This is a genomic window from Zhengella sp., from assembly GCF_041397485.1.
Classification (GTDB): Bacteria; Pseudomonadota; Alphaproteobacteria; order Rhizobiales; family Rhizobiaceae; genus Zhengella.
The window spans coordinates 296,588-318,436 of record NZ_JAWKWO010000003.1; the positions used below are offsets into that span (position 1 = coordinate 296,588).

Here is a 21,849-nt window from a genome sequence, read left to right on the forward strand (position 1 = left end):
TCGACAGCAAAAGGCCAGAACAGAGCGCAAACATTGACAGCCGCGACCGGTTTCAGCCGCGCTTCTTTTCGAGTTTCGACAACCTGCGATCGGTGAAATTCCGTCTGCCGGCAGCTATGTCGTGTGCAAGGTCGGCAAGGTCCGGTTCCCGGCTCACCAGCGCATCCAGCTCGGTCATCTGGTTCATGGCAATCAACCGCAGCAGGTCGTCGCGCGGGCTGCCATCGGCATAGCGGGGCATTCGCGGCAACGGGTGGATCAGGTCAGCGCCGCCGCGCTTCATGCGAAGGCGTTGCAGCTTTTCGAGTTCGGCGGCATCAACGCCTTCCGGCGCCTCCACGAAGGCGTACAAGCCAATGCCTTTCCTTGGCAAGGGGCATACCGTAAGGGCAACGTCGGTGACCGCCGGATGCTGCATGAATGCCGAATTGATGCCGGGGCCTTCCAGATCGATGCGATCCTGTGTTCCCTCGCCATCCGACCAGCGCAGAAGGCCGCGTGTAACAAGGTTGTAGACGGGCTTGAACGTGGCAAACCAGATGCGGGAGGGCAGCGACCGGCGCGCCAGGATGCGCTTTTCCCTTGCCGTCAGGAGGTGAGGCGCGAAGGCGCGCTTCTGCTTGATCAGGTGGCGGCGGTCTTCGTAGGCCATGATCCTGAAAAGGCGGCCACGCCGCCTGTGCAGCGAGGCAAGCTGGAAATCGATGACGCCAGCCGAGCCGTCGGGCAGCAACAGCCAGTTTTGCGGTTTGGCAATATCGTTGTGCGTGACGCCGCGGCGGCGCATTTCGAGCAGCAGGCGGCGCGCATCGCGATACCAGGCAGGATCGGCGGGGCGGGCAAGATGCAGCGGCGTGCCTTCGCACCAGCGTCGAAGCAGGCCATCAGCATCGACGCGGAGAAGTTCAGGCGTGCCGGCAATGCCTTTTACAGCATCGAGCGCACGGATCTCGCGGCGCGCCAGCCACCGGGCAACCGGCCTGCTCCACCAGGGCGCGGCTGAGACTATGCGCCGTATGACCGGATCGGCGGACCGGTCCTGCAGATAACCCTTGTGGGTTTCCGAGAAAACATCGCGCTTGAGAATGGCTGTAGAAATGAATTCGGTCATTGATCTCAGAATACGAAAACTCGCTTCCCCTAATTCAATTCGATGTCGAAAGGAAGGGTAGGGCCGGTGGTTTGATGCACCATGAAACGCCAGGAAAGTGGCACCAAATTCGCAAAGCAAGGTGTATGAGCAGCCAATTCCGGTCAAAACAATGCCAAAAGGGGCAATCCGCCCTTGCTTCGGTCATGCCGCTTGCTCTAACCGGAGTGACCCGGTTCTGACCGTGAGAATTTCATTCCACAAAAACGATTCCAGAAATGACCAAAAGCGCAACCGTTACAGCCAATACCGATTCTCAGAAGCCGGGCGAGCGAGAGGCGACCCTTCCGACCCTGACATTTTTCGCTTTCCTGGTCGGTCTGGTGGCCGCAGCCGGCGCCATCGGTTTCAAACTGCTTATTGCCTTCATCTATAACCTCGCCTTTTACGGCATCCTGTCCTTCGAGCTGGAGCCGAACCAGTATGGCGAGCCGAGCATCTGGGGCGCCTGGATCATTCTTGTTCCCGTGATCGGTGGCCTTGTTGTCGTCTGGATCGTGCAGACATTCGCGCCGGAAGCCAAAGGCCACGGTGTTCCCGAAGTGATGTTCGCCATCTATCACAAGGGCGGAAACGTGAGAGGCATCGTTGCCGTCGCGAAATCCTTTGCGTCGGCAATATCGATCGGAACGGGCGCATCCGTAGGTCGGGAAGGACCGATCATCCAGATCGGTTCGTCATTCGGCTCGACGTTCGGTCGCCGGCTCGGATTGATACGGTCACAAAAAATCATCCTGCTCGCCGCCGGAGCTGGCGCTGGAATCGCGGCCACGTTCAACACGCCACTGGGCGGCGTGCTCTTTGCTGTGGAAGTCCTGCTGCCCGAGATCTCGCCGCGTTCTTTTCTGCCCGTCGTTGCCGCCACAGCGACGTCCACTTATGCCTATCGCCTCATCATCGGGGCCGAGGCGACTTTCTACATCCCTCTGTGGAAGCAGCTGCCCCAGCCGGTTGCCGTCAACTTCACCGAAATCGGGCTTGCTGCGTTCACTGGCGTCGCCATCGGTTTCGCGGCCTATCTCTTCGTGATCGTTCTCGAATACATGGAGGACAATTTCGAACGGATTCCCGGCGGCCCCTATGTTCAGAATGTCATCGGGATGACCTGTGTCGGACTGATGGGCTACGGTTTCATGATGTTTACCGGCCAGTATCATGTCCTTAGTGTCGGTTATGCGACAATCCAGGAAATCCTTTCGAACAGTGCGATGGCCGCGGGCCTTCTCATACTTCTGTTCCTGGGAAAGCTGCTTGCCACAACGGTGAGCCTTGGCGCGGGCGCTTCCGGCGGAATCTTTTCTCCGAGTCTGTTCATGGGCGCGACGCTCGGGGGGGCGATCGGTGTCATCGGAATGGCCCTGTTTCCCAATGCCGACCTTTCCATTGAGGTTTTTGCCATGATCGGGATGGGGGCCATGGTCGGCGCCGGTACAAGCGCAGCAATGACCGCAATCGTCATGATCTTCGAGATGACGCGCGACTACAACATCATCCTGCCGCTGGTGCTGGCCGTTGCTATCGCTCTGGGGATCCGAAGGGCGCTGGTTTCCAATGACATCTACACGATCAAGCTCCGCAAGCGTGGCCGTGCGATCCCAACGGACAGGACCACCAACATGCTTCTCGTGCAGCAGGCACGCGAAATCATGAACAAGGATTTTCACATATTGCCGGCACAGATGCCTGTGCGCGAAGCACTCGATCAGCTTGGGCATGATCCGGTCAAGGAAGTGATCGTTGCAAGCGGGCCGCGCATTGGCGGTTATGTCCGGTTCGGCACCATCCCCTACAGGGCGGACCGGTTCACCAATCAGACGCTGGGCGATATCATGCGCACCGATTTCGTGATTGCGACCCATCGCAATACTCTCAATGACGTGGTTACGCGCATGAGCCGGCGTGAACGAACATGCGCAATCGTGATCGACGGCGCGCATGTCGGGGTGCCTCGTCCCGAGGACGTGATGGGCGTCATCGATCGCGAGGAACTGGCAACGGCCCTGATCCGAAACCACTACAACTGACATCGGAGCGCGCGCTGGCGCGCTGCCGTCAGCGCCTTGATGACGCAAAGCTGGTCACGGCCTTGGCACAGCCGCGGTCATTGGGGAGAGGTGTTCTTCCTGGCCTTCAAGGCAATCGACCGGCCGGCCCTTTCCGGCATGGGCAGCGTGGCATGCCGCGACTGCATCGCCTGGACCTTTTCGAGAATATCGTCCGGGAAGGCCACGACGCGGGGTCCGCTCATGTCGATATGAAGCGAAAGCGCCTCGCCGGTTGCCGCCAGCCAGCCATCCTCATGGCGGATTTCCTGGTAGACCCGGATCCGCTTCTCGTCGTGATCAATCATCTGGAAGCTGACCGTCACCTTGTCGCCCTCGTGAAGTTCCCGGATGTAGCAAACGTGGATCTCTGCCGTGAAAACGCTCATCGAGCGCTCCTTCACATAGTCCGCGCTGACGCCAAATTCGGAAAACGCCTCGTCGGCACAGCGGTCGAACAGGACGTTGTAATAGGCCATGTTCATGTGGCCATTGTAGTCGATCCAGGCCGGATCGACGGAAAACACAGATGAGATGAACGGTTCCTGACTGGCCATTTTCCCTCCCTTGGCACTCCGGTTGCCGCGTTCGACTGGCGCAGCATGCTTTTCTCGCGTATCCGGTCATGCCAGATTGCACAAGGCATGCACAAGCGGCCTCTGGCCTGTCGTTGCATGACGGAACAAAAACAACCGGGAGAAACAACATGGCCCTTGCCGATCTTCACGTTGTCGAGCGGAACGAGGCGGGAATCGCAACGGCCCTGGGAATCCTGAAGCAGAGGTTCGGTGACCGGTTCCAGACCGGCCAGGCCTTTCGCGAGCAGCATGCCCACACGATGACCTATCTGCCGGCGCAATTGCCGGACGGCGTGATGTTTGCCGAATCGGCCGGCGATGTGCAGGAGGCGGTGCAAGTCTGCCTCGATCATCGCGTGCCGATCATTCCGTTCGGAACCGGTACATCGCTGGAGGGGCATGTGAATGCGCCTGGCGGCGGCATTTCCATCGATGTCTCCCGCATGAACCGGATCCTCAGGATCAACCAGGATGACCTGGACGTGGTCATCGAGCCGGGTGTCACACGCGAACAACTGAATGAACATTTGCGCGACACGGGGCTTTTCTTTCCCATCGATCCTGGCGCCAACGCCTCCCTTGGCGGCATGGCAGCCACGCGCGCCTCCGGCACAAATGCCGTGCGTTACGGAACGATGCGCGAAAACGTCCTTGCCCTGAGCGCTGTCATGGCAAACGGCCGGGAAATCACCACGGCCAAGAGGGCGCGCAAGACATCGGCAGGCTATGACCTCACGCGTCTGCTCGTCGGTTCCGAAGGTACGTTGGGCATCATCACATCCCTGACCCTGAAGCTCTACGGTATACCTCAGGCGATCTCGGGCGGTGTCTGCCCGTTTCCGTCCCTTGAGGCAGCCTGTCAGGCCGTGATCATGACAATACAGATGGGCATTCCGGTGGCGCGAATTGAATTGCTGAACGCGCTGTCGATGAAATCGCTGAACGCATATTCCCATCTCGATTATCCCGAGAGCCCGTGTCTCTTCGTCGAGTTCCATGGATCGGAAACCGGCGTCAAAGAGCAATCGGAGATGTTTGGAGAGATAGCCGGGGATCTGGGCGGCGGACCATTCCTCTGGACCACGGTTGCGGAAGAACGCAACAAGCTCTGGAAGGCGCGGCACAATGCCTATTTCGCCGGGCTTGCATTGCGTCCCGGTTGCCGTGGCATTTCGACGGATGTCTGCGTCCCGATCTCGAGGCTGGCCGAATGCGTTGCGCAAACCGAGGCCGATATTGCCGCGAGCGGCCTTGTCGCGCCGATCGTGGGCCATGCGGGCGACGGGAACTTCCACGTCCTGCTGCTGCTCGACATGGACAATTCTGCCGAAATCGAGGCTGCCGAGGCGTTTGTGGAACGCCTGAACCTCAGGGCGATCGCGATGGAAGGAACATGTACCGGAGAGCATGGGATCGGACAGGGGAAGCAGCGGTTCCTGCAACTCGAACTGGGGGCGGCAGTGGATACGATGCGCGCCATCAAGCAAGCGCTCGATCCCTTCAACATCATGAATCCGGGCAAGGTGATGCCGCCGGCATGATGCCACTTTCCGGTCATCTTGAGCGCGTTAAGCTTTCGGCCATTGAAACAAGATCGGGAGCCATGTCCTGAACCGTCTTTTTGTCATCATCGGTGGTCTTGTCGTCGCGGTACTCGCCGCAGCCGTCCTGGTGCCACCTTTCATTGACTGGTCGAACTATCGGACCCAGTTCGAGCGCGAGGCCAGCCGCCTCCTGGGCCGTCAGGTCACTGTGAGCGGCCAGGCCCAGGCCCGCCTGCTGCCGTTCCCGTCTGTCCGTTTCACCGACGTCAGCGTGGCCGGCACCGATGGCGGCGAGCCTGTCATGACAGCAGACAGTTTTTCCATGGATGCGGAACTGTCGCCTTTCCTGCGCGGGGAAATCCTGATCTTCGACATGCGGCTGGAAAAGCCGAAACTGACCGTTTCCATCGACAATGAAGGCATTCTCGACTGGGCCATTCGCCCGCAGGCGCCGGCGGCCGTCAAGGAGATCACGCTGGAACAGGTCCGGATCATGGATGGCGAAGTGACCGTGATTCATGCGGCCAGCGGTTCCAGGACGGCGGTCGAGGCCATCAATGCCACGGTTTCGGCCGAGACCTTGCAAGGTCCCTGGCGCGTCGCGGGAACAGGCCGTGTCGAAGGGCATTCAGGACGGTTCGTGTTTTCGACGGGCACTGTCACTGAAGATGGTCGGATCAGGCTACGCTCGCGCATCGAGCCTGATGAACTCGCGCTGACGCTGGAGGCCGACGGCCGTGCCGCGCTTATTGATGGTGCGCCGCGCTATAGCGGCACCTTCACGGTTGGTCCGCGCGTTGATGAGCCAGAGAAAGAAGGCGAGGCATTCTCCATTTCGGTGTTGTCGGACAATCCATGGACGGAACTGCGCCTTGCCGGCGAGTTCACGCTGGAAAACCGCCTGCTTGCCTTCGATACCATTCGCCTCGAAAGCGGCCCCGAGGAGGATCCCTACACGGCGGAAGGCACAGGATTCATCGATCTGGGGCTTGAGCCGCGTTTCGCGCTCAAACTGGAAGGGCGCCAGGTGCAATTGGCGGCCAAAGACACCACCGGATCGCCGGTTCCGTTTCCGACCAGGGTCGCTGCATTCCGGGCATTTCTCGACCAATTGCCCCAGCCGCCGCTGCCGGGAACCATTGACATGTCCTTGCCGGCCGTTGTCGCCGGTGACACGACAATCAGGGACCTGTCCTTCGCTGCGCAGCCCAGACCCGAAGGCTGGAACATCTCCCGCTTCTCTGCGCATCTGCCGGGACGGACGACGCTTGAAGCATCAGGCCTTCTGAGCAATGCCGGTACGGTTTCGTTCGATGGAAACCTGTTGCTTGCCATTGCCCAGCCATCCGGTTTTGCCGCATGGCTGACCGATGACGTGGATGAGGCGATCCGCAGATTGGGGTCTGCAGGCTTTTCAGGTGCTGTCAATCTCTCACAAAATCGGCAAAGTGCGCGTGATCTTGAAATCATTCTGGGCGGTGCGAAGTTCACCGGACTGTTCGACAGGGTTTCGCCAGAAGGCGAAAAGGCGGCAACCGTTCTGGAGCTTGAAGGCCAGGCGCTGGATGTCGAGGGTTTTCGTGCCCTTGCGGCGCTGTTTTTTGGTGAAGCGGGCGAAGTCCGCCTTGCCCGCGACGATCTGGACCTGAAGCTGAAAGCCGGCCCCGTCCATGTCTCGGGCACACGTGCAGAGGCTGTGGACCTTGGCTTGCGTCTCAAGGAGGGAACGCTTGATATAGACCGCTTCGCGGTCAGAGGCCTTGAGGGTGCGGATCTTTCCGCCACCGGCCGTTTCGAAGGATTTCCGGAGATCGCCTCCGGCTCCGTCGATGCTTCGATCGCCGGGCGCGACTTGAACGATCTCGCGGATTTCCTGGCTAACCGCTATCCGGACAATGTCGTTTTACAGGAACTCGTTTCGCGCGCCGATTCGTTTCCTGGCCTGCTTACAGGAACGCGGATCGACTTCACCGGACGCCTCGACCCCGACAGTGCCCGCCTTTCAGGGCAGGGACGGGCAGGGGGGACCAGCTTCGATTTCCGGGTTGCCGGCGCGCGCAGCCTTCTGGCCGGCGAGGGGCGGATGCAACTTTCCGTCACCGCGGCCAATGACGAGGGCGAAGCCGTGCTGGCTGCCTGGGGGGTGCCTGTGCTGCCCATCGGCCTGGCAGGCAGGGTGGAGACCGGATTGCAGATGAACGGCACTCCCGGGGACGGATTTTCCGTTTCTGCAACGGTTTCCGGTCCAACTGCCTTGCTTCGCGTCACTGGTGACCTTCGAACCGACGGCAACCAGGTGCGACTTACAGGCAATGGTGAGGTGAAGGGCGAGGATCTTGCGCCATGGTTGATGGCGGCAGGCTACGGAATCCCGGGGGCGGAGTTCGGTCTCCCGGTTGTGCTTGAGGCGCCTATCACCCTGATGGATGGCGTACTCGGCCTGGCCGGGCTGGAAGGACATGTTGCCGGCCAGGGCGTGACCGGGGTTGCCGAACTGCGCATGGAGGAGGGACGGCCAAGACTGACCGGTAGCCTCAAGATCGAAACGCTGGCAATGGATTGGATTGCGGGCCTGCTACTGGGCAGTGACGCGGTCGCCCTCGCCGGTACGGAGGCCTGGCCGGATCAGCCGTTTACCGCACAGGGGCAAGTGCCGATCAATGCTGGCCTGACGCTGGAAGCCGACAAGCTCACCCTTGCCGGTTTGCTTCCCCTTGAAGACGTGAATATGCGTCTCACGGCCGAGCGGGACAGGATCCGGATTTCCGATCTCGATGCGGGCCTTGCGGGGGGCAGAATTCAGGCCCTTGTTGAAGTGGCCAATGCATCCGGCAGCGCGACTGTCTCCTCGCAGTTGAGCATGAGCGGCGCAAATGTCGCGTCACTGTATCCGGAGCATCTCGCCGCGGGTGTCGCGAATGTTTCGGCCAACATTTCCGGAAGTGGCAAGACGCCTGGCAGTTTTCTAGCCTCCCTGTCGGGGTCCGGATCGGCAGATGTCGCGCAGGTCGTCTTGGAGGGCTTCAACACGGGAGCCTATCCCGAGATCGTTGATGCCGCCGACGCGATCGGACCTGAAATCGATCAGGCGGCCGTATCGGGCCTTGCTGTTCCACTCCTGAAGCAGGGCAGCCTGCGAATCGACGGCGCCGATTTCGCGTTCACGGTCGCAGGTGGCGTGGTGCGAAGCGCGCCCGTTCGAATCCAGACCGGTGAAGCCACGTTGACCGCCGAATTCGGGCACAATCTTGCGACTGGCCAAAAGCAGGCCAATGGCAACGTTGTCTTTGACCCTGGTGAAGAGGCACTGGCGGGATCGGAACCCGTGGTGCGGTTCGCATGGGATAGCGCCAGCGGACTTGACCTCGATATAAGCCCTCTGACCCAATACCTCACACAACGGGCGCTCGAACGCGAACAGGCTCGGGTAGAGGCCATGCAGGCCCTGCTTCTGGAAAAACAGAGGCTGAGGCGCGAAGCCGGTTACTTCGCCGCGCTTGCGAGCCAGCGGGACGAAATCAGGGCCGAGGAGGAACGCCGCCAGGCCGAGGAAGATGCTCGCAGACAAGCGGAAGAGGAGCAGTCTCTCCAGACCGGCAATGAGCCAGAGCAGCAGATTCACCTTCAGGATGGAGCTGGACCTTCAACGCCATCGGCGGAACCCGACGCGGCGGGTAGCAGCATCATTCGCAGGCCGATTGCGCCTCCGGAACGTCAGCCCGGTCCTTCGGAAGAACTTGATTCGATTTTTGACAGAGACGCGTTTTCAATCGAACAAATCCTGAGATCAAACAACGAATTCTGACCGTAGATCACTGGCAGGGCGCCTGGGCATGGCGTTTGAGGTCGGAAAGCACGGCCAGCCGCAAGGCCGACGACAGGTTTGAATCCCGTGGCCGTGAGCTGTCGATTTCCGCCACGAGTGCGGCAAGTGCAAGATCACGCGTGCGCGCCATCCGGTTCAGTTCCAGAAAGAATGCTTCTTCAAGCGAAAAGGAGGTCCGGTGTCCCTGGATGGACACCGAATACTTCCGGATGGCGCTCATGGATCAGGCTTGTCCGAACAACGCTTGTGGCCATCCAGGTGCCTTTCGTGCAACGCCCGTGAAGCCTTGTCCTGCTTCTTCTCCGCTTTCGTCCTTCCGTGGACCAAGCGGTTGGCTTCCGCCACCTTCTGCGCGTCCTTGCGCCGTTTTTGCTTTCTCGCCTGACGAAGATTGACGATTTCGGCCATGATCCCGTTGTCCAGTCTTCAGCCGTGTCGGGCGGTTTCACCTATTTCTTCTTGCGGAACGCGTCGAGCGAGACAATGTCGGCCGCGGGCTTTTCCGCATCTTCCGCGTCCTTGGCTATTTCCTTTTGCGGTCGTGCTGCCTTGCCTTTTGCCTTGGACTGTTTGGGCGGAGGCGCGGTTTCATCCGGCACATCCTCTTGCGCAGGCGCGGTCTGCAACTCGGTGATCTCAGCGACCTGGTTCTCTTCCAGCCGGACATCGAACTCGAGTTCGAAATTGACCGAAGGGTCGTAGAAACCGCGCACGGCCGAGAAAGGCACCTCCAGCTTTTCCGGGATGTCGGAGAAGGAGAGACCGACCTCGAAGCCGCTTTCGGCGACCTTCAGGTCCCAATACTGATACTGGAGAACAATGGTCATCTGCTCCGGGTATTTTTCCATGAGCCGCGATGAGATGCGGACTCCAGGAGCCTGGGTCAGGAAGGTAATGAAGAAGTGGTGATTTCCGGGCAGCCCGGTCTTGGCTACCTCTGTCAATACTTTCCGCATCACGCCCCGAAGCGCGTCCTGCGCCAGAATGTCGTAGCGGATGTGGTCCTGAGCCATCGTCGCCTGATCCTCGATTCCTGTTCGCCACTGATTTAGAACATGTAGGGTCGGCACGCAAAGGCTTCATTCCCTCACGCGTCGGTTTCGGCGCACAAAAAACAAGAAAGAAAAGTGGAGGCTTCTGTTGCCAGGCGCCTCCGGGCCCCGCCTGACGGGGCTAACCGTCAGGACTTAGATCGAAGCAGTCGCACCGCCATTAGGCAGCGAGACGAGCCTCAGCATAGTTGTCGTTGGCAACTATAATTGTGACCCGATAACGGTGGTATCATGCCGAGCGAAAGTCCGATCTTTACACCCTCGTCGATCCTGTTTCGCCCCCATCAGAAAATGCCGCGACCGGCATCTTCTGGTGGAGGCGCCGGGTACCGCCCCCGGGTCCGAATGGCTTATTACATCGGCCGTTTATCGCCATAGTCAGACAAGCTGACCGCCCAGATATAGGCATGACGCGGCGGAAAAGAAAGGGGGCGGCGGCAGGAAAGCGGCGCGAAACCGGCGGCTTGTGTATTCGCCTTTACCTGCTTGGCTACTTTGACTTTGTTGCTTGCGGGATTGACTTGCGGGAGCCGGATTGTAGCCTCTGATCTTGTCAGGCCTGCCAGACTGGCAGAATCGACATGCAGGAAACGGGGACAGCCGCTGTCGGCTTTTCGGTGCGCCAAAGGGGAGAAAAACCATGGCAGACTATGTTGCGGACGTGAAGAAGTACGATGCAGGCGCTGACGAAGCGGTTGTCGGCAAGATCGTCAAGCATCTGGGTATTGCGTTGCGGTCGAGAGACGCATCGCTGGTTTCCTGTTCCGATCCGTCCGAACTGGACCGCGTGGTGGAGAAATGGTGCGGCAAGAAGCTCGGCGTTACCGGTGAGGCCGCCGATTCCGCAGTCCAGACGGTATGCGGCCTGATGAGCGACGATCGCTCCAAATCCCGCGTGACATTCTACTATCTGGTCGCCAAGGAACTGGGAAAACTGGGCGAACTGTAATTGGCAGGCCGATTGCTTGGTGGAGAAGGCCGCAGAGCGAGGCAGGCCTTTTCCCCGCAAGCCTGTGCAGAAGCCACATGGCGGGGCAACGCGCTCTTCGTACGGCAAGGCAGATAGGCTAGGCTGCGGGCAGGAATCAGCCCGGATCGGACACGATGCGCCAATATCTCGATTTGCTTTCCCATGTTCTGGACAACGGGGTCGACCGTGGTGACCGGACAGGTACCGGAACGCGGTCGGTTTTCGGCTACCAGATGCGTTTCGATCTCGATGACGGTTTCCCGGTCCTGACAACCAAAAGGCTGCATCTCCGTTCGATCATCCACGAATTGCTCTGGTTTCTCTCCGGCGATACCAACATCGCATATCTGAACAGCAATGGCGTTTCCATTTGGGATGAATGGGCAGACGAGAACGGCGATCTCGGACCTGTTTACGGTGCGCAATGGCGGTCATGGCCTGATGGCAGGGGCGGCACGATCGACCAGATTACAGGCCTTCTTGACCAGATCCGGCGCAATCCCGATTCCCGCAGGCTGATTGTTTCGGCCTGGAACCCGGCAGAAGTCGATCACATGGCATTGCCGCCCTGCCATTGCCTGTTCCAGTTCTATGTCGCTGAAAGGCGCCTTTCCTGCCAGCTCTATCAGCGGTCAGCGGATATCTTTCTCGGCGTTCCCTTCAACATCGCGTCCTATGCGTTGCTGACCATGATGATCGCGCAGGTCAGCGGCCTGAAACCGGGGCATTTCATTCATACGCTTGGCGACGCGCATCTGTATCACAATCATTTCGAGCAGGCCCGTTTGCAATTGACGCGCACTCCGAGGGCCTTGCCGTTCATGAAGCTCAATCCCGCGGTTCGCGACCTCTTCGCTTTCCGCTATGAGGATTTTGAACTCGTCGGTTACGAGGCCGATCCGTCGATCAAGGCACCGATCGCTGTCTGATCTGTGCAGACAGGTATTCACCACATGCCTATTCATTTCGCCAGTGCCTGTTGCGCCCAGACCCCTTTCTTCAAGACACCGGAATGCAGCCATGCATGATATCGTCATCATTGTCGCTGCGGCGCTGAACAATGTCATCGGCAGGGACGGCGCCATGCCATGGCACCTGTCCAGCGATCTCAAGCGGTTCAAGGCATTGACGATGGGCTGCCCCATCATCATGGGCCGAAAGACCTTCGAGAGCATAGGCAAGCCGTTGCCGGGGCGGCTCAACATCGTGGTGACGCGCGATTTCGACTGGGAGGCCGATGGCGCCTTGCGTGTCGCGTCTCTCGAAACCGCTCTTGAACTGGCATCGGCCAATGTCGATTCTGCCTGCCGCCAGGCGGAGGACAGGGGAGAAGCCCCGCCGGATCTCGACATTTGCGTGATCGGCGGCGGTGAGATTTATGCCCAGGCAATGGAGCGCGCGGATACGATACACCTCACCCGCGTGCTGGCCGATGTGGAAGGCGATACGGTGTTTCCGCCGCTGGCGGTGGGCGACTGGGCGCTGGTTGCGACAGAGGACATTCCGGCCGGGCCTGCCGACAGCCATCCAACCCGATACGAGGTCTGGACCCGAAACCGGGCAGGCTGAGTGCCCAGGTCCGGTGGTTGCCGCTGTCGTTCGCAGAAATCGCGCAATTCGTGACGACTTTGCGACCGGTGTCGTTGAAAGCGGCCGGGCGGCTTCCTATAACGTGAACACGATCGGGTTTTTGACACCCTGCGGGCAAAGCAGGACAAAGGAGTATCGATGCCCTGGAGCAATCAAGGTGGAGGCGGCGGCCCGTGGGGCGGCGGCAACAATGGCGGCGGCGGCGGCCCATGGGGGCAGGGGCCCCAGGGACCGCGCGGTCCGCAGGGATCGCCCCCGGATCTCGAAGACATTATCCGAAAGGGACAGGATCGTCTCAAGCAGGCCATGCCTGGCGGCGGTGGCGGCCCGGCCCTCTTCGGCCTGATTGGCGCCGGCGTCGTCGTTTTGTGGCTGTTCCAATCCATATATACGGTTCAGCCGGATGAGCTGGGCGTCGAGTTGCGGTTCGGCGAGCCGAAGAACGAGATCTCCGAACCCGGATTGCATTTCCATTTCTGGCCGGTGGAAACCGTCGAGAAGGCGACCACAGCGGAAAAACTCGTCACGATCGGATCCGGGGCAGGCGGCCGCGCCAATTCGGGACTTATGCTCTCGGGCGACCAGAACATTGTCGATGTGACATTCTCCGTCGCCTACCAGATCGCGGATCCCAAGGCCTATCTGTTCAACGTGGCCGATCCGGACGAGATGCTTCGTTCGGTGTCCGAGAGCGCCATGCGCGAAGTGGTCGGACGCCGCGAGGCTCAGGATGTGTTCCGCGATGACCGTCAAGGCATTGCCGACGATGTGCGCCAGACGGTTCAGGTCGCGATGGAGCAATACGGCGCGGGCCTGACCGTCAATGCAATCTCGATCGAGGATGCCGCTCCGCCGCGCGAAGTGGCTGACGCGTTCGATGAAGTGCAGCGCGCCGAGCAGGACGAAGACCGCTTCCGCGAGGAAGCCAACCAGTACGCCAACCAGAAGCTGGGCCAGGCTCGCGGTGAAGCGGCGCAGATTCGCGAAGAGGCTGCGGCCTACGCCAATCGCGTCGTGCAGGAAGCGACGGGTGAGGCGCAACGCTTCATTTCTGTGTTCAATGAATATGAGAAGGCACCCGAGGTGACCCGCAAGCGCATGTTCCTTGAGACTATGGAAAACGTCCTTGGCGATTCCAACAAGGTCATCATCGAACAGGGTAGCGGCGGCTCCGGTGTCGTCCCCTATCTGCCGCTCAACGAATTGACGCCGCGGGGAGGAGCACAGCGATGAACAGGCTTCCCATCATTGCCGGCGCGCTGGCTGTCGTGGCCATTGTCGTCTATTCGTCGATCTTCGTCGTGAATGCGCGTCAGCAGGCTATCGTCTTGCGATTTGGCGAGATCGTGGACGTGAAAACCGATCCGGGCATCTATTTCAAGTTGCCATTCGGTTTCACTGGCGCGGATAATGTCCAGATCATTGAAGACCGTATTCTGCGCTTCAGCCTCGAAGACATCCGTGTCCAGGTTTCGGGCGGCAAGTTCTATGTCGTGGACGCGTTCATGGCCTATCGGATCGAAGATCCGCGCGTCTTCCGCCAAGCGGTCTCCGGTTCGATAACGCTCGCCGAGCAGCGACTGCGGACACGCATGGATGCGGCCTTGCGCCGGGTCTATGGTTTGCGCGGTTTCGAGGCGGCGCTCTCGGAAGAGCGCACCGAGATGATGCGTGAAGTGGCGCAGCAATTGACGCCGGACGCTGCTTCGCTGGGACTGAAGATAGAGGATGTTCGCATCCGCAGAACCGACCTTACCCAGGAGGTCTCCGAGCAGACCTATAATCGCATGAAGGCCGAGCGTCTTGCCGAGGCCGAGCGCCTGCGGGCCCGTGGCCGCGAAGCCGCACAGACGATCCGGGCGCGCGCCGACAGGCAGGTGGTCGAGATCGTTGCCGAAGCGCGCAAGGAATCCGAGATTCTGCGCGGTGAAGGCGAAGGCGAACGCAACCGGATCTTTGCCGAAGCATTTTCCCGGGATCCGGAGTTCTTCGAGTTCTATCGCTCGATGAGCGCCTATGAAAAGGCGCTCGAAAAGGACGGGACGACGATGATCCTGTCCCCGGAATCCGAATTCTTCCGGTATTTCGGTTACGGCGATGGTGCGCCGCCGGCGAACGGCAATCGCGCGTCAGGTGCGCCTGCCCAACCGGCAAGCACCCCGGCACCGGCATCGCAGTCGGCCCAGTGACCGGTGCATTGCGGTGAATGACTTCCTGACCGCCCTCGGACTCCTTCTGGTGTTCGAGGGCGTTCTTTATGGCGGGTTTCCCAAACTGGTCCGCCGGCTCGCGGAGCAACTGCAGTTCATGCCCGACAGCATGTTGCGGGCAGCAGGGCTGGTTGCCGTGGCTGCGGGCGTCCTGCTCGTGTGGATTGTCCGCGGATAACGCGATTGTCAGACGGCTGTGCGTTTCGCCTCTGTGAAAACAGGTGAGACCGCCCTAATCTTGTGCCAACCATCCGGCAATCTGACCGGATCGCCGCTGACCGGAGAACCAACCAAATGCTTGCCAATGTGTTCAATCGCCTCCGTTATCCCCTGATTGCGGCCATGGGCGCCGTGGCAATTTCCGCTTCTCCGGTTGCGACGCTGCTTTCCGAACCCGTGCTGGCGCAGCAACGAGGGCCCGCTTCGGTCGCGGACCTTGCCGACAAGTTGCTGGACGCGGTGGTCAATGTCGCGACAACCCAGAACACGGGCGGGAACGAGGAAAATGTTCCGGTTCCCGACATTCCAGAAGGATCGCCGTTCAAGGACTATTTCGATGAGTTCTTTCGCGACCGCGGCAGGCGCGGCGGTCCGCGCAAACAGAATTCTCTCGGGTCGGGCTTCGTCATTGATGCCAGGGAAGGCATCGTGGTGACCAACAATCACGTCATCGACGGGGCGGACGCGATCGAGGTCGTCTTCAACGATGGCGAGAAGATCGCCGCGGAATTGCTTGGAACCGATCCGAAAACCGACCTTGCCGTTCTCAAGATCGACCCGGACAAGCGAGCCCTCAAGCAGGTCTCGTTCGGCGATTCGACACGGATGCGGATTGGTGACTGGGTCATGGCCATCGGCAATCCGTTCGGCCTTGGTGGCACGGTTACGGTCGGGATCATCTCGGCGATAAACCGCGATATCAATTCGGGGCCGTATGACGATTTCATCCAGACGGATGCAGCCATCAACCGGGGAAATTCCGGCGGCCCGTTGTTTAACATGGATGGTGAGGTCATTGGCATCAATACGGCCATCATCTCTCCGTCCGGTGGATCCATCGGGATCGGCTTTTCAATTCCTTCCAAACTCGCCGTCACGGTCATCGATCAGTTGCGGGAATTCGGCGAGACCCGACGCGGCTGGCTCGGGGTCCGGATACAGCCGGTGACCGCCGATATCGCCGAGAGCCTGGGCATGGACGGTGCACGGGGGGCCCTTGTCGCCGGGGTGGTCAAGGGCGGGCCAGTGGATGACGGTTCCATTCAGGCCGGCGATGTCATTGTCGAGTTCGATGGGCGCAGTGTCGATAACATGCGCGACCTGCCGCGCATCGTGGCGGAAAGCCCGGTCGGCAAGGAGGTCAGCGTCAAGGTTGTCCGCAAGGGCGCGGAGATTGACCTGACTGTCACCCTTGGCCGGCTTGAAGATGGCGAGAAGCTTGCGGCATCACAGGCAGAAGACCCTGAGAGCTCCGCCGAAGACGCCCCGGTCGCGACAGCGGCGGCACTCGGGATGACCTTTGGTGAACTGGACGATGCCGCGCGTGAAAGTTACGGCATCAACGATGACGTGTCCGGGGTTCTGGTGACCGCTGTGGACGCGAATTCTCTGGCCGCCGAACGTGGTGTCATGGCAGGCGACGTGATCACGGAAATCGCCCAGGAGTCCGTGGACAATCCGCAGGACGTTCTTGACCGGATCGAGGAACTAAAGTCCCAGGGGCGCAAGAATGCGCTTCTCATGCTGTCATCCAAGACCGGAGAATTGCGGTTCGTCACGATCCGGATGGACTAGAAGACGCAAATGCAGCGCCGGCCATGCGTCCGTGCCACTGCAACCAACCTTCAGCGGTCATTCCTTCATTCTGAAGTCGGTCCGGCGATAGCCCTGGATGTAGAGAAGGGCAGTCAGGTCGCCATGGTCAACCCGCATGCCGGCCTTTGCGGCAACACTCGGTTTGGCATGCAGGGCGACGCCCGAACCGGCGCGCTCGATCATGGCAAGATCATTGGCGCCATCGCCGACCACAATGGCGTCTGCGGGCCTCAGACCGAGCCGGGCGGCCGTTTCTTCCAGCGTGTCGAGCTTGGCCTGCTTTCCGAGGATTGGCTCGGCTACCTTGCCAGACAACAACCCGTTTTCTTCCAGGAGGCTGTTCGCGCGGTTTTCATCGAATCCGATCATCTCGGCAATGCGCGCGGTGAAGGCGGTAAAGCCACCGGAAACGAGAACCGTATATGCTCCGTGAGCCCGCATGGTCTGCACGAGTTCCGTGCCTCCGGGCATCAACGTGATGCGGCTTTCGATAACCTGGTCGATGACGGCAACCGGCAGACCCTTCAGCAAGGCGACGCGCTCACGCAGGGCCGGCTCGAACTCGATTTCGCCATTCATGGCCCGCGCGGTTATCGCTGCCACATGCGCCTTGATCCCGGCCACATCGGCCAGTTCATCTATGCATTCCTGGCAGATCATCGTTGAATCCATGTCCGCCAGCAGCATCTTCTTTCGCCGGCTCTCCGCATGCTGGACAACGACATCCACGGGCATAGCTTGAAGAGCTTCACGGAGGTCCGCCTCAGCCTCTGCCGCGGAGTAGCCGTCATTCAGGGCGATGTCGCACGCGATGCCGTCGGCAAGCCAGTAAAGCGCGGTTGCGTTCACTGCAGAAAAAGCCTTATCCCCCAATGCAGGTGACAGGACAGGCTCGCGCGGATTGGCGATCAGGGTGGCAACAAGGCTCATGGATGAAATCCCGGAAAATCGGATAGCTGCGAAAGACGCCATCCTGATAGCCGGACCAACAGCCAGCGGCAAGACGGCTCTGGCGGTGGAGCTGGCGCGACGGCACGATGGTCTTGTCATCAACGCCGATTCCATGCAGGTCTACGACATTCTCCATGTCCTGACCGCGCGACCCTCCAAGGCTGAACTGGCGGCAGCGCCCCATGTCCTGTTCGGCCATGTCAGTCCGTTGCGTGCCTACTCCACAGGGGAATGGATGCGCGATGTCCTCCACGTCCTGGACACGGAACTGGACGGGCGGAAGCCCGTATTCGTCGGGGGAACGGGGCTCTACTTCAAGGCGTTGCTCGGTGGTCTTTCGGACATGCCGCACGTGCCAGACGAGGTTCGTGAGGCGTTCAGGTCGCAATTGATGGCGGCAGGGCCTGAGGCGATGCATGCCTTGCTGGCGCGTCGTGATCCGGAAACGGCCCGTTCGCTGCATCCGCAGGACGGACAGAGAATCCTGAGGGCGCTGGAAGTGATGGAGGCCAGCGGCCAGCCGATCGGTTTCTGGCAGGCCAGGAGGCGTGCGGCGATAATCGATCCCGCCTCGGCACGGCGGATCATCCTGCAACCTGAGAGAGAGGTGCTTCGCCATCGGATTGCCGGTCGCTTTCACGCAATGGTCGAACAGGGCGCTGTACAGGAGGTCGAGAGGCTTCTTTCCCTTTCGCCCGATCCTTCCTTGCCTGCAATGAAAGCCATCGGCGTGCCGGAAATCGCCTCGGTCCTGCGTGGAGAGCAGGAAATGGCCGATGCCGTGGCAGCGGCAATCACCGCAACCCGCCAATATGCAAAGCGGCAAATGACGTGGTTTCGCAACCAGATGGACGGGGACTGGGAGCGAATTCCGGCTTCTTAAGTTGTGGGGAAGCGGCACGTTAACCATTGCCGGAACTAGAAGGCCCGAAAGTGTCCTGCGGTTGTATTTTTCCATGCCACGCCAGTCTACCTTAACCCCTGATTAGCGATGCAAGGCTTACATCCATGGTCACATAACTCGTGGCAGGAGTGGCGCGCGGCATGCGTTTTCACAAGGCACAGCTGGCCTTCTTCATCCTTGTATCGCTGCTTGTCTGCGGCACCGGGATACTGGCTGCGTGGCTTTACCGGACGGACTTGCTGCAGCCCGGGCATCCCGCGACGACGGCACTTGTGGTTCACGGCGCCACCATCGTTTTCGGTCTCGGCTATTTCTATCCTGTCCTGCACCAGCTGGTTCGTGAGGAAATGCAACTGCGCGCCATGACGCAATCCCTGTCAAAGCGCTCTGAGAACCTGCAACACGCCGCACTGACGGACGGTCTGACAGGAATGCAGAACCGCAGGTATTTCGACGATGCGCTGGCGCAGTATCTCGAAGAGTTCAAGCGTATCAACCGCCCGGTTGGCTTGATGATCCTCGATCTGGATCATTTCAAGTCGGTCAACGACACACATGGTCACGATGCCGGTGACGAGGTGCTCAGGGCCGTTGCGGATTGCCTGCGGGAGTTCACGCGGTATCACGATGTCGTTGCACGCCTGGGTGGCGAGGAATTCGCGATCGTGGCTCCGAACATGGATGCCGACACGCTGACCAAGTTCGCCAATCGCATCCGCATGGCTGTCTCGCAGATCACCATCTCGAGCGGCAACATCCGTATCCGCGTTACAGTGAGTGTGGGTGTGGCCATCTGGGACGGGAGGGAAGGGTCGGACGATCTCTTCCGGCGCGCCGATGCCATGCTTTACAAGGCGAAGCGAGACGGGCGAAATCGGGTTTGCGCAGCCGCATAACGCGGCCGAAATCCGGATGGGGCAAGCCACCCTTCCTTTCCGTTGAAAGCATCGGCGACCCGTCATGGCCGAGCGGCAGCGTGAATCCCGAAACTCGAAAGGGTGGTCAGCGGCGGGACCGGAAATCCCGGATAAGGCTGTTACCCTTCCTGCCATCACCGTCCTGCAAGTCCGGCTCCGGCGCGGGCGCGTTCGTCCTCGGTTTCCGGGTGCCATCGCCGTCATTTGGCCGGAAGCCAAGGCGGGCATCGTTTCGCCATTTGGTGCTGTCCCTTTCGACTCCGGCAGGATCGAACCGCTCCTGAGGGAAACCCCTGCTGGACGCGATGCCGCCCGAGGGCGAAGGGCGCGCCGGAGGCGGCACCGTTTCCCTGAGACCCCGTCGGTCGTCACCTGCGTTCAAACGTGTGGTGACAGCGGCGAGGAGGGCCTCGCGATCGAAGGCACCGGCCGATTGTGCCGGCGCATCAAACAGTTCCGTGGAAAAATCATCGGCCTCACAATCGGCCATGTTGCGCATCCTGCGCAGGACATCCGGAAGGGAGATTTCGGTATGTCCGGCTTGCAGCCTGGCCTGGTGTTCGTAGATATGCGCCCCGGGGAGATCCTTCTTTGCGATCGTTTCGAACATCATGCGCATGGGTGACTGGAACGCTTCACCAAAGGCAATGCATTCCCGGTTGGCGACCGATGAAAGGAAGTTCGTCAGCGAACGTGCCGCGCCCGTGATCGCCAGCTTGATGATGGCCTGATCGTTTTCGTTGCCGAGACGCATGGCAAAGATCGTGTTGCACTGGGACAGGATGGTCGAATCCAGTTCGCCTGGCCGTTGGGTCACGACGCCCAGATAAACGCCGTATTTGCGGCCTTCCTTCGCAATGCGTGCGATTGCCTGGCGGGTGGGCCAGAAGCCGCTTTCGTTGTGCGCCGGTATGTAGCGATGGGCTTCCTCACATACGACAAGGGTTTGCAGGCCGCCATCCGAGTTCAGCGCCAGGTCGAAGGCCATACGGCAGAAGACCGAAACAACCGAATTCACCACCTCGGAAGGCAGGTTCGACATATCGAATACGCAGATCGGCTTGCCGTTTTGCGGCACACGGAAAACGTGGCTGAGAATGACCGGCATCGTGTCGCTGACAGTCTTTGCGCCGAACATGAACCGGAAGCGCGGATCGTTCAACAGCGATTCCAGCCGGTTCCGCAGCGCGCGAAGATGAGGCCGGTCAGCCTTGCCATCCAGTTGGCCCACCCGCTCGTCAAGAAGTTGCAGCAGGTCGACCATGCGGTAGGGAACGGGCGTGTCGGCCGTCAGCGCCGTAACCTCCCGGTCCTTTTTCAGCATTGACGGTGATGCGGCATTGCCTTCGCCGCGGCGAAACCGCTCCTTGGCGAGGGGAATGAGATCGCGCAAGGCGTCTATCTCGTTCGGGATCGCAGTGCGTCCGCGAAAGATGACTTCCGCGAACTCCTCAAGGCGGAACATCCAAAAGGGAAGATCAAGCCGGTTGGCATCGACCGTGATCGCCTTGTCCGCGAATGCGGTGGTGAATTCGTTATGCGGATCAAGAAGCAGAACGCGAATATCCGGCCGTTTCTCCACAACCTTGCGCAGCAGCAGGGTGACCGCCGTCGACTTGCCGACGCCTGTCGTGCCCACGACCGCGAAATGGCGCGCCAGCAGTTTGTCGATATCGATCAGCGCGGGAATGCTGCGCTCCTGCGTCAACTCACCGATCGCAACGGCGTTGGGCGCCACATTGTCATAGATCGCTTTCAGGTCGCTCGCGCGGATGCGATGTGCAATCGCACCCATGAAGGGATAGTTCGCGATGCCGGTCGAGAACTGAAGCTGTCCGTCACTATCCGCAGAAACCTGCCCCACAAGTTCGACATGGACATGAATGGTGTTCTTCGTCTCGCCGTGCCATGCCTTGCCGGGAACATCGACGTGGAAGATCAGGCCGACAAGGCGTGAATCCCCCACCCTGATCGAAATCATCTGCCCGACGGCCCAATAATCGTCAGAGCCTGCCGCCTGCTTGCCAGCTTCGGCGGCAATGATTGCCCTTTCTCCATCACAGCCGATGACATGCCCTTCCGTCCTGTTTCGAACGAGTGGCATTTTCGGTTCCTTGTCCTGGAAAGCTGGTGCGCCGCCGGCAACAACGTCATTCATTCCGTTTCCCCGATTTTTCCGCGAAAGCATATGGCCAAGAGGTTAAGGCCTTGTGCACCACCGGCAGCCATAATCCGTTGGTCGTTGATCGCAAAAGAGCGGTTGACGCCCATGCAGTCTCAAGCATAAATATCAGCCATGA

General features: G+C 60.2%; 19 protein-coding genes and 1 other RNA gene. 12 read left to right on the forward strand and 8 right to left on the reverse strand.

Annotated elements, in window-relative coordinates; genetic code table 11:
* Positions 1 to 52 precede the first annotated feature (52 nt).
* The gene (locus R3D65_RS11065) at positions 53 to 1,111 is read right to left on the reverse strand and encodes a serine/threonine protein kinase (RefSeq protein ID WP_371275274.1); all 1,059 of its coding nucleotides are present in this window, start codon (positions 1,109 to 1,111) and stop codon (positions 53 to 55) included.
* A 257-nt stretch (positions 1,112 to 1,368) separates the two neighbouring features.
* On the opposite strand from R3D65_RS11065, the gene R3D65_RS11070 reads away from it, so the two are divergent.
* Entirely contained in the window at positions 1,369 to 3,174 is a 1,806-nt protein-coding gene (locus tag R3D65_RS11070) for a chloride channel protein (protein ID WP_371275275.1), read from the forward strand.
* Positions 3,175 to 3,251: 77 nt separating this feature from the next.
* Here the strand turns inward: R3D65_RS11070 and R3D65_RS11075 are convergent, their stop codons facing one another.
* Complete coding sequence (locus R3D65_RS11075) at positions 3,252 to 3,749, reverse strand: thioesterase family protein (RefSeq protein ID WP_371275276.1); 498 nt, start codon at positions 3,747 to 3,749, stop codon at positions 3,252 to 3,254.
* A gap of 149 nt (positions 3,750 to 3,898) precedes the next feature.
* Here R3D65_RS11075 and R3D65_RS11080 point away from each other — a divergent pair, with 149 nt between their 5' ends.
* Positions 3,899 to 5,311: an FAD-binding oxidoreductase gene (locus tag R3D65_RS11080; protein WP_371275277.1), complete on the forward strand. Its 1,413-nt coding sequence runs from the start codon at positions 3,899 to 3,901 to the stop codon at positions 5,309 to 5,311.
* 130 nt (positions 5,312 to 5,441) lie between these two features.
* On the forward strand, positions 5,442 to 9,119 hold the full coding sequence (locus R3D65_RS11085) for an AsmA family protein (protein ID WP_371275278.1): 3,678 nt from the start codon (positions 5,442 to 5,444) through the stop codon (positions 9,117 to 9,119).
* Between the two features lie 7 nt (positions 9,120 to 9,126).
* Here the strand turns inward: R3D65_RS11085 and R3D65_RS11090 are convergent, their stop codons facing one another.
* The 4 genes from R3D65_RS11090 to ssrA form a co-directional block, all read right to left on the reverse strand.
* Positions 9,127 to 9,360 carry a ribbon-helix-helix domain-containing protein gene (locus R3D65_RS11090; RefSeq protein WP_371275279.1) on the reverse strand — a complete coding sequence of 78 codons (234 nt, stop codon included), beginning with the start codon at positions 9,358 to 9,360 and terminating at the stop codon, positions 9,127 to 9,129.
* A complete protein-coding gene (locus tag R3D65_RS11095) occupies positions 9,357 to 9,548 on the reverse strand; it encodes a DUF4169 family protein (protein ID WP_371275280.1) in 192 nt (63 codons plus the stop codon). The genes R3D65_RS11090 and R3D65_RS11095 overlap by 4 nt, the downstream gene beginning before the upstream one ends.
* 41 nt (positions 9,549 to 9,589) lie before the next feature.
* Positions 9,590 to 10,153 (reverse strand): SspB family protein, encoded by a 564-nt coding sequence (locus tag R3D65_RS11100; RefSeq protein ID WP_371275570.1) that lies wholly within the window; start codon positions 10,151 to 10,153, stop codon positions 9,590 to 9,592.
* Positions 10,154 to 10,266: 113 nt separating this feature from the next.
* Positions 10,267 to 10,623, reverse strand: a transfer-messenger RNA (tmRNA) gene (ssrA, locus tag R3D65_RS11105).
* Between the two features lie 209 nt (positions 10,624 to 10,832).
* On the opposite strand from ssrA, the gene R3D65_RS11110 reads away from it, so the two are divergent.
* The 7 genes from R3D65_RS11110 (at position 10,833) to R3D65_RS11140 (ending at position 16,756) form a co-directional block, all read left to right on the forward strand.
* Positions 10,833 to 11,141 (forward strand): DUF2853 family protein, encoded by a 309-nt coding sequence (locus R3D65_RS11110; protein WP_371275281.1) that lies wholly within the window; start codon positions 10,833 to 10,835, stop codon positions 11,139 to 11,141.
* Positions 11,142 to 11,296: 155 nt separating this feature from the next.
* Positions 11,297 to 12,091 carry a thymidylate synthase gene (locus R3D65_RS11115; RefSeq protein WP_371275282.1) on the forward strand — a complete coding sequence of 265 codons (795 nt, stop codon included), beginning with the start codon at positions 11,297 to 11,299 and terminating at the stop codon, positions 12,089 to 12,091.
* A gap of 91 nt (positions 12,092 to 12,182) precedes the next feature.
* Positions 12,183 to 12,731 carry a dihydrofolate reductase gene (locus R3D65_RS11120; RefSeq protein WP_371275283.1) on the forward strand — a complete coding sequence of 183 codons (549 nt, stop codon included), beginning with the start codon at positions 12,183 to 12,185 and terminating at the stop codon, positions 12,729 to 12,731.
* A 159-nt stretch (positions 12,732 to 12,890) separates the two neighbouring features.
* On the forward strand, positions 12,891 to 13,985 hold the full coding sequence (gene hflK / locus R3D65_RS11125; RefSeq protein WP_371275284.1) for an FtsH protease activity modulator HflK: 1,095 nt from the start codon (positions 12,891 to 12,893) through the stop codon (positions 13,983 to 13,985).
* Positions 13,982 to 14,941 carry a protease modulator HflC gene (gene hflC, locus R3D65_RS11130; RefSeq protein ID WP_371275285.1) on the forward strand — a complete coding sequence of 320 codons (960 nt, stop codon included), beginning with the start codon at positions 13,982 to 13,984 and terminating at the stop codon, positions 14,939 to 14,941. The genes hflK and hflC overlap by 4 nt, the downstream gene beginning before the upstream one ends.
* A 13-nt stretch (positions 14,942 to 14,954) precedes the next feature.
* Positions 14,955 to 15,140 carry a DUF2065 domain-containing protein gene (locus R3D65_RS11135; RefSeq protein ID WP_371275286.1) on the forward strand — a complete coding sequence of 62 codons (186 nt, stop codon included), beginning with the start codon at positions 14,955 to 14,957 and terminating at the stop codon, positions 15,138 to 15,140.
* Positions 15,141 to 15,256: 116 nt separating this feature from the next.
* Positions 15,257 to 16,756, forward strand: a complete 1,500-nt coding sequence (locus R3D65_RS11140) for a DegQ family serine endoprotease (protein WP_371275287.1) — start codon at positions 15,257 to 15,259, stop codon at positions 16,754 to 16,756.
* A 57-nt stretch (positions 16,757 to 16,813) separates the two neighbouring features.
* On the opposite strand, the gene serB is transcribed toward R3D65_RS11140, so the two are convergent.
* Positions 16,814 to 17,707 (reverse strand): phosphoserine phosphatase SerB, encoded by an 894-nt coding sequence (serB, locus tag R3D65_RS11145; RefSeq protein WP_371275288.1) that lies wholly within the window; start codon positions 17,705 to 17,707, stop codon positions 16,814 to 16,816.
* A gap of 7 nt (positions 17,708 to 17,714) precedes the next feature.
* On the opposite strand from serB, the gene miaA reads away from it, so the two are divergent.
* Together miaA and R3D65_RS11155 are read left to right on the forward strand one after the other, a co-directional pair.
* Entirely contained in the window at positions 17,715 to 18,611 is an 897-nt protein-coding gene (gene miaA, locus R3D65_RS11150) for a tRNA (adenosine(37)-N6)-dimethylallyltransferase MiaA (RefSeq protein WP_371275571.1), read from the forward strand.
* Positions 18,612 to 18,772: 161 nt separating this feature from the next.
* On the forward strand, positions 18,773 to 19,528 hold the full coding sequence (locus R3D65_RS11155) for a GGDEF domain-containing protein (RefSeq protein ID WP_371275289.1): 756 nt from the start codon (positions 18,773 to 18,775) through the stop codon (positions 19,526 to 19,528).
* Between the two features lie 106 nt (positions 19,529 to 19,634).
* Here the strand turns inward: R3D65_RS11155 and R3D65_RS11160 are convergent, their stop codons facing one another.
* Positions 19,635 to 21,707 carry an ATP-binding protein gene (locus tag R3D65_RS11160; protein WP_371275290.1) on the reverse strand — a complete coding sequence of 691 codons (2,073 nt, stop codon included), beginning with the start codon at positions 21,705 to 21,707 and terminating at the stop codon, positions 19,635 to 19,637.
* Positions 21,708 to 21,849: the final 142 nt, after the last annotated feature.

What these genes read in the sequence shown, in the direction of transcription:
- R3D65_RS11065 (WP_371275274.1), bottom strand. Translation starts at nt 1,111, where the DNA reads ATGACCGAATTCATTTCTACAGCCATTCTCAAGCGCGATGTTTTCTCG.
- R3D65_RS11070 (WP_371275275.1), top strand. Translation starts at nt 1,369, where the DNA reads ATGACCAAAAGCGCAACCGTTACAGCCAATACCGATTCTCAGAAGCCG.
- R3D65_RS11075 (WP_371275276.1), bottom strand. Translation starts at nt 3,749, where the DNA reads ATGGCCAGTCAGGAACCGTTCATCTCATCTGTGTTTTCCGTCGATCCG.
- R3D65_RS11080 (WP_371275277.1), top strand. Translation starts at nt 3,899, where the DNA reads ATGGCCCTTGCCGATCTTCACGTTGTCGAGCGGAACGAGGCGGGAATC.
- R3D65_RS11090 (WP_371275279.1), bottom strand. Translation starts at nt 9,360, where the DNA reads ATGAGCGCCATCCGGAAGTATTCGGTGTCCATCCAGGGACACCGGACC.
- R3D65_RS11095 (WP_371275280.1), bottom strand. Translation starts at nt 9,548, where the DNA reads ATGGCCGAAATCGTCAATCTTCGTCAGGCGAGAAAGCAAAAACGGCGC.
- R3D65_RS11100 (WP_371275570.1), bottom strand. Translation starts at nt 10,153, where the DNA reads ATGGCTCAGGACCACATCCGCTACGACATTCTGGCGCAGGACGCGCTT.
- R3D65_RS11110 (WP_371275281.1), top strand. Translation starts at nt 10,833, where the DNA reads ATGGCAGACTATGTTGCGGACGTGAAGAAGTACGATGCAGGCGCTGAC.
- R3D65_RS11115 (WP_371275282.1), top strand. Translation starts at nt 11,297, where the DNA reads ATGCGCCAATATCTCGATTTGCTTTCCCATGTTCTGGACAACGGGGTC.
- R3D65_RS11120 (WP_371275283.1), top strand. Translation starts at nt 12,183, where the DNA reads ATGCATGATATCGTCATCATTGTCGCTGCGGCGCTGAACAATGTCATC.
- hflK (WP_371275284.1), top strand. Translation starts at nt 12,891, where the DNA reads ATGCCCTGGAGCAATCAAGGTGGAGGCGGCGGCCCGTGGGGCGGCGGC.
- hflC (WP_371275285.1), top strand. Translation starts at nt 13,982, where the DNA reads ATGAACAGGCTTCCCATCATTGCCGGCGCGCTGGCTGTCGTGGCCATT.
- R3D65_RS11140 (WP_371275287.1), top strand. Translation starts at nt 15,257, where the DNA reads ATGCTTGCCAATGTGTTCAATCGCCTCCGTTATCCCCTGATTGCGGCC.
- serB (WP_371275288.1), bottom strand. Translation starts at nt 17,707, where the DNA reads ATGAGCCTTGTTGCCACCCTGATCGCCAATCCGCGCGAGCCTGTCCTG.
- R3D65_RS11155 (WP_371275289.1), top strand. Translation starts at nt 18,773, where the DNA reads ATGCGTTTTCACAAGGCACAGCTGGCCTTCTTCATCCTTGTATCGCTG.
- R3D65_RS11160 (WP_371275290.1), bottom strand. Translation starts at nt 21,707, where the DNA reads ATGAATGACGTTGTTGCCGGCGGCGCACCAGCTTTCCAGGACAAGGAA.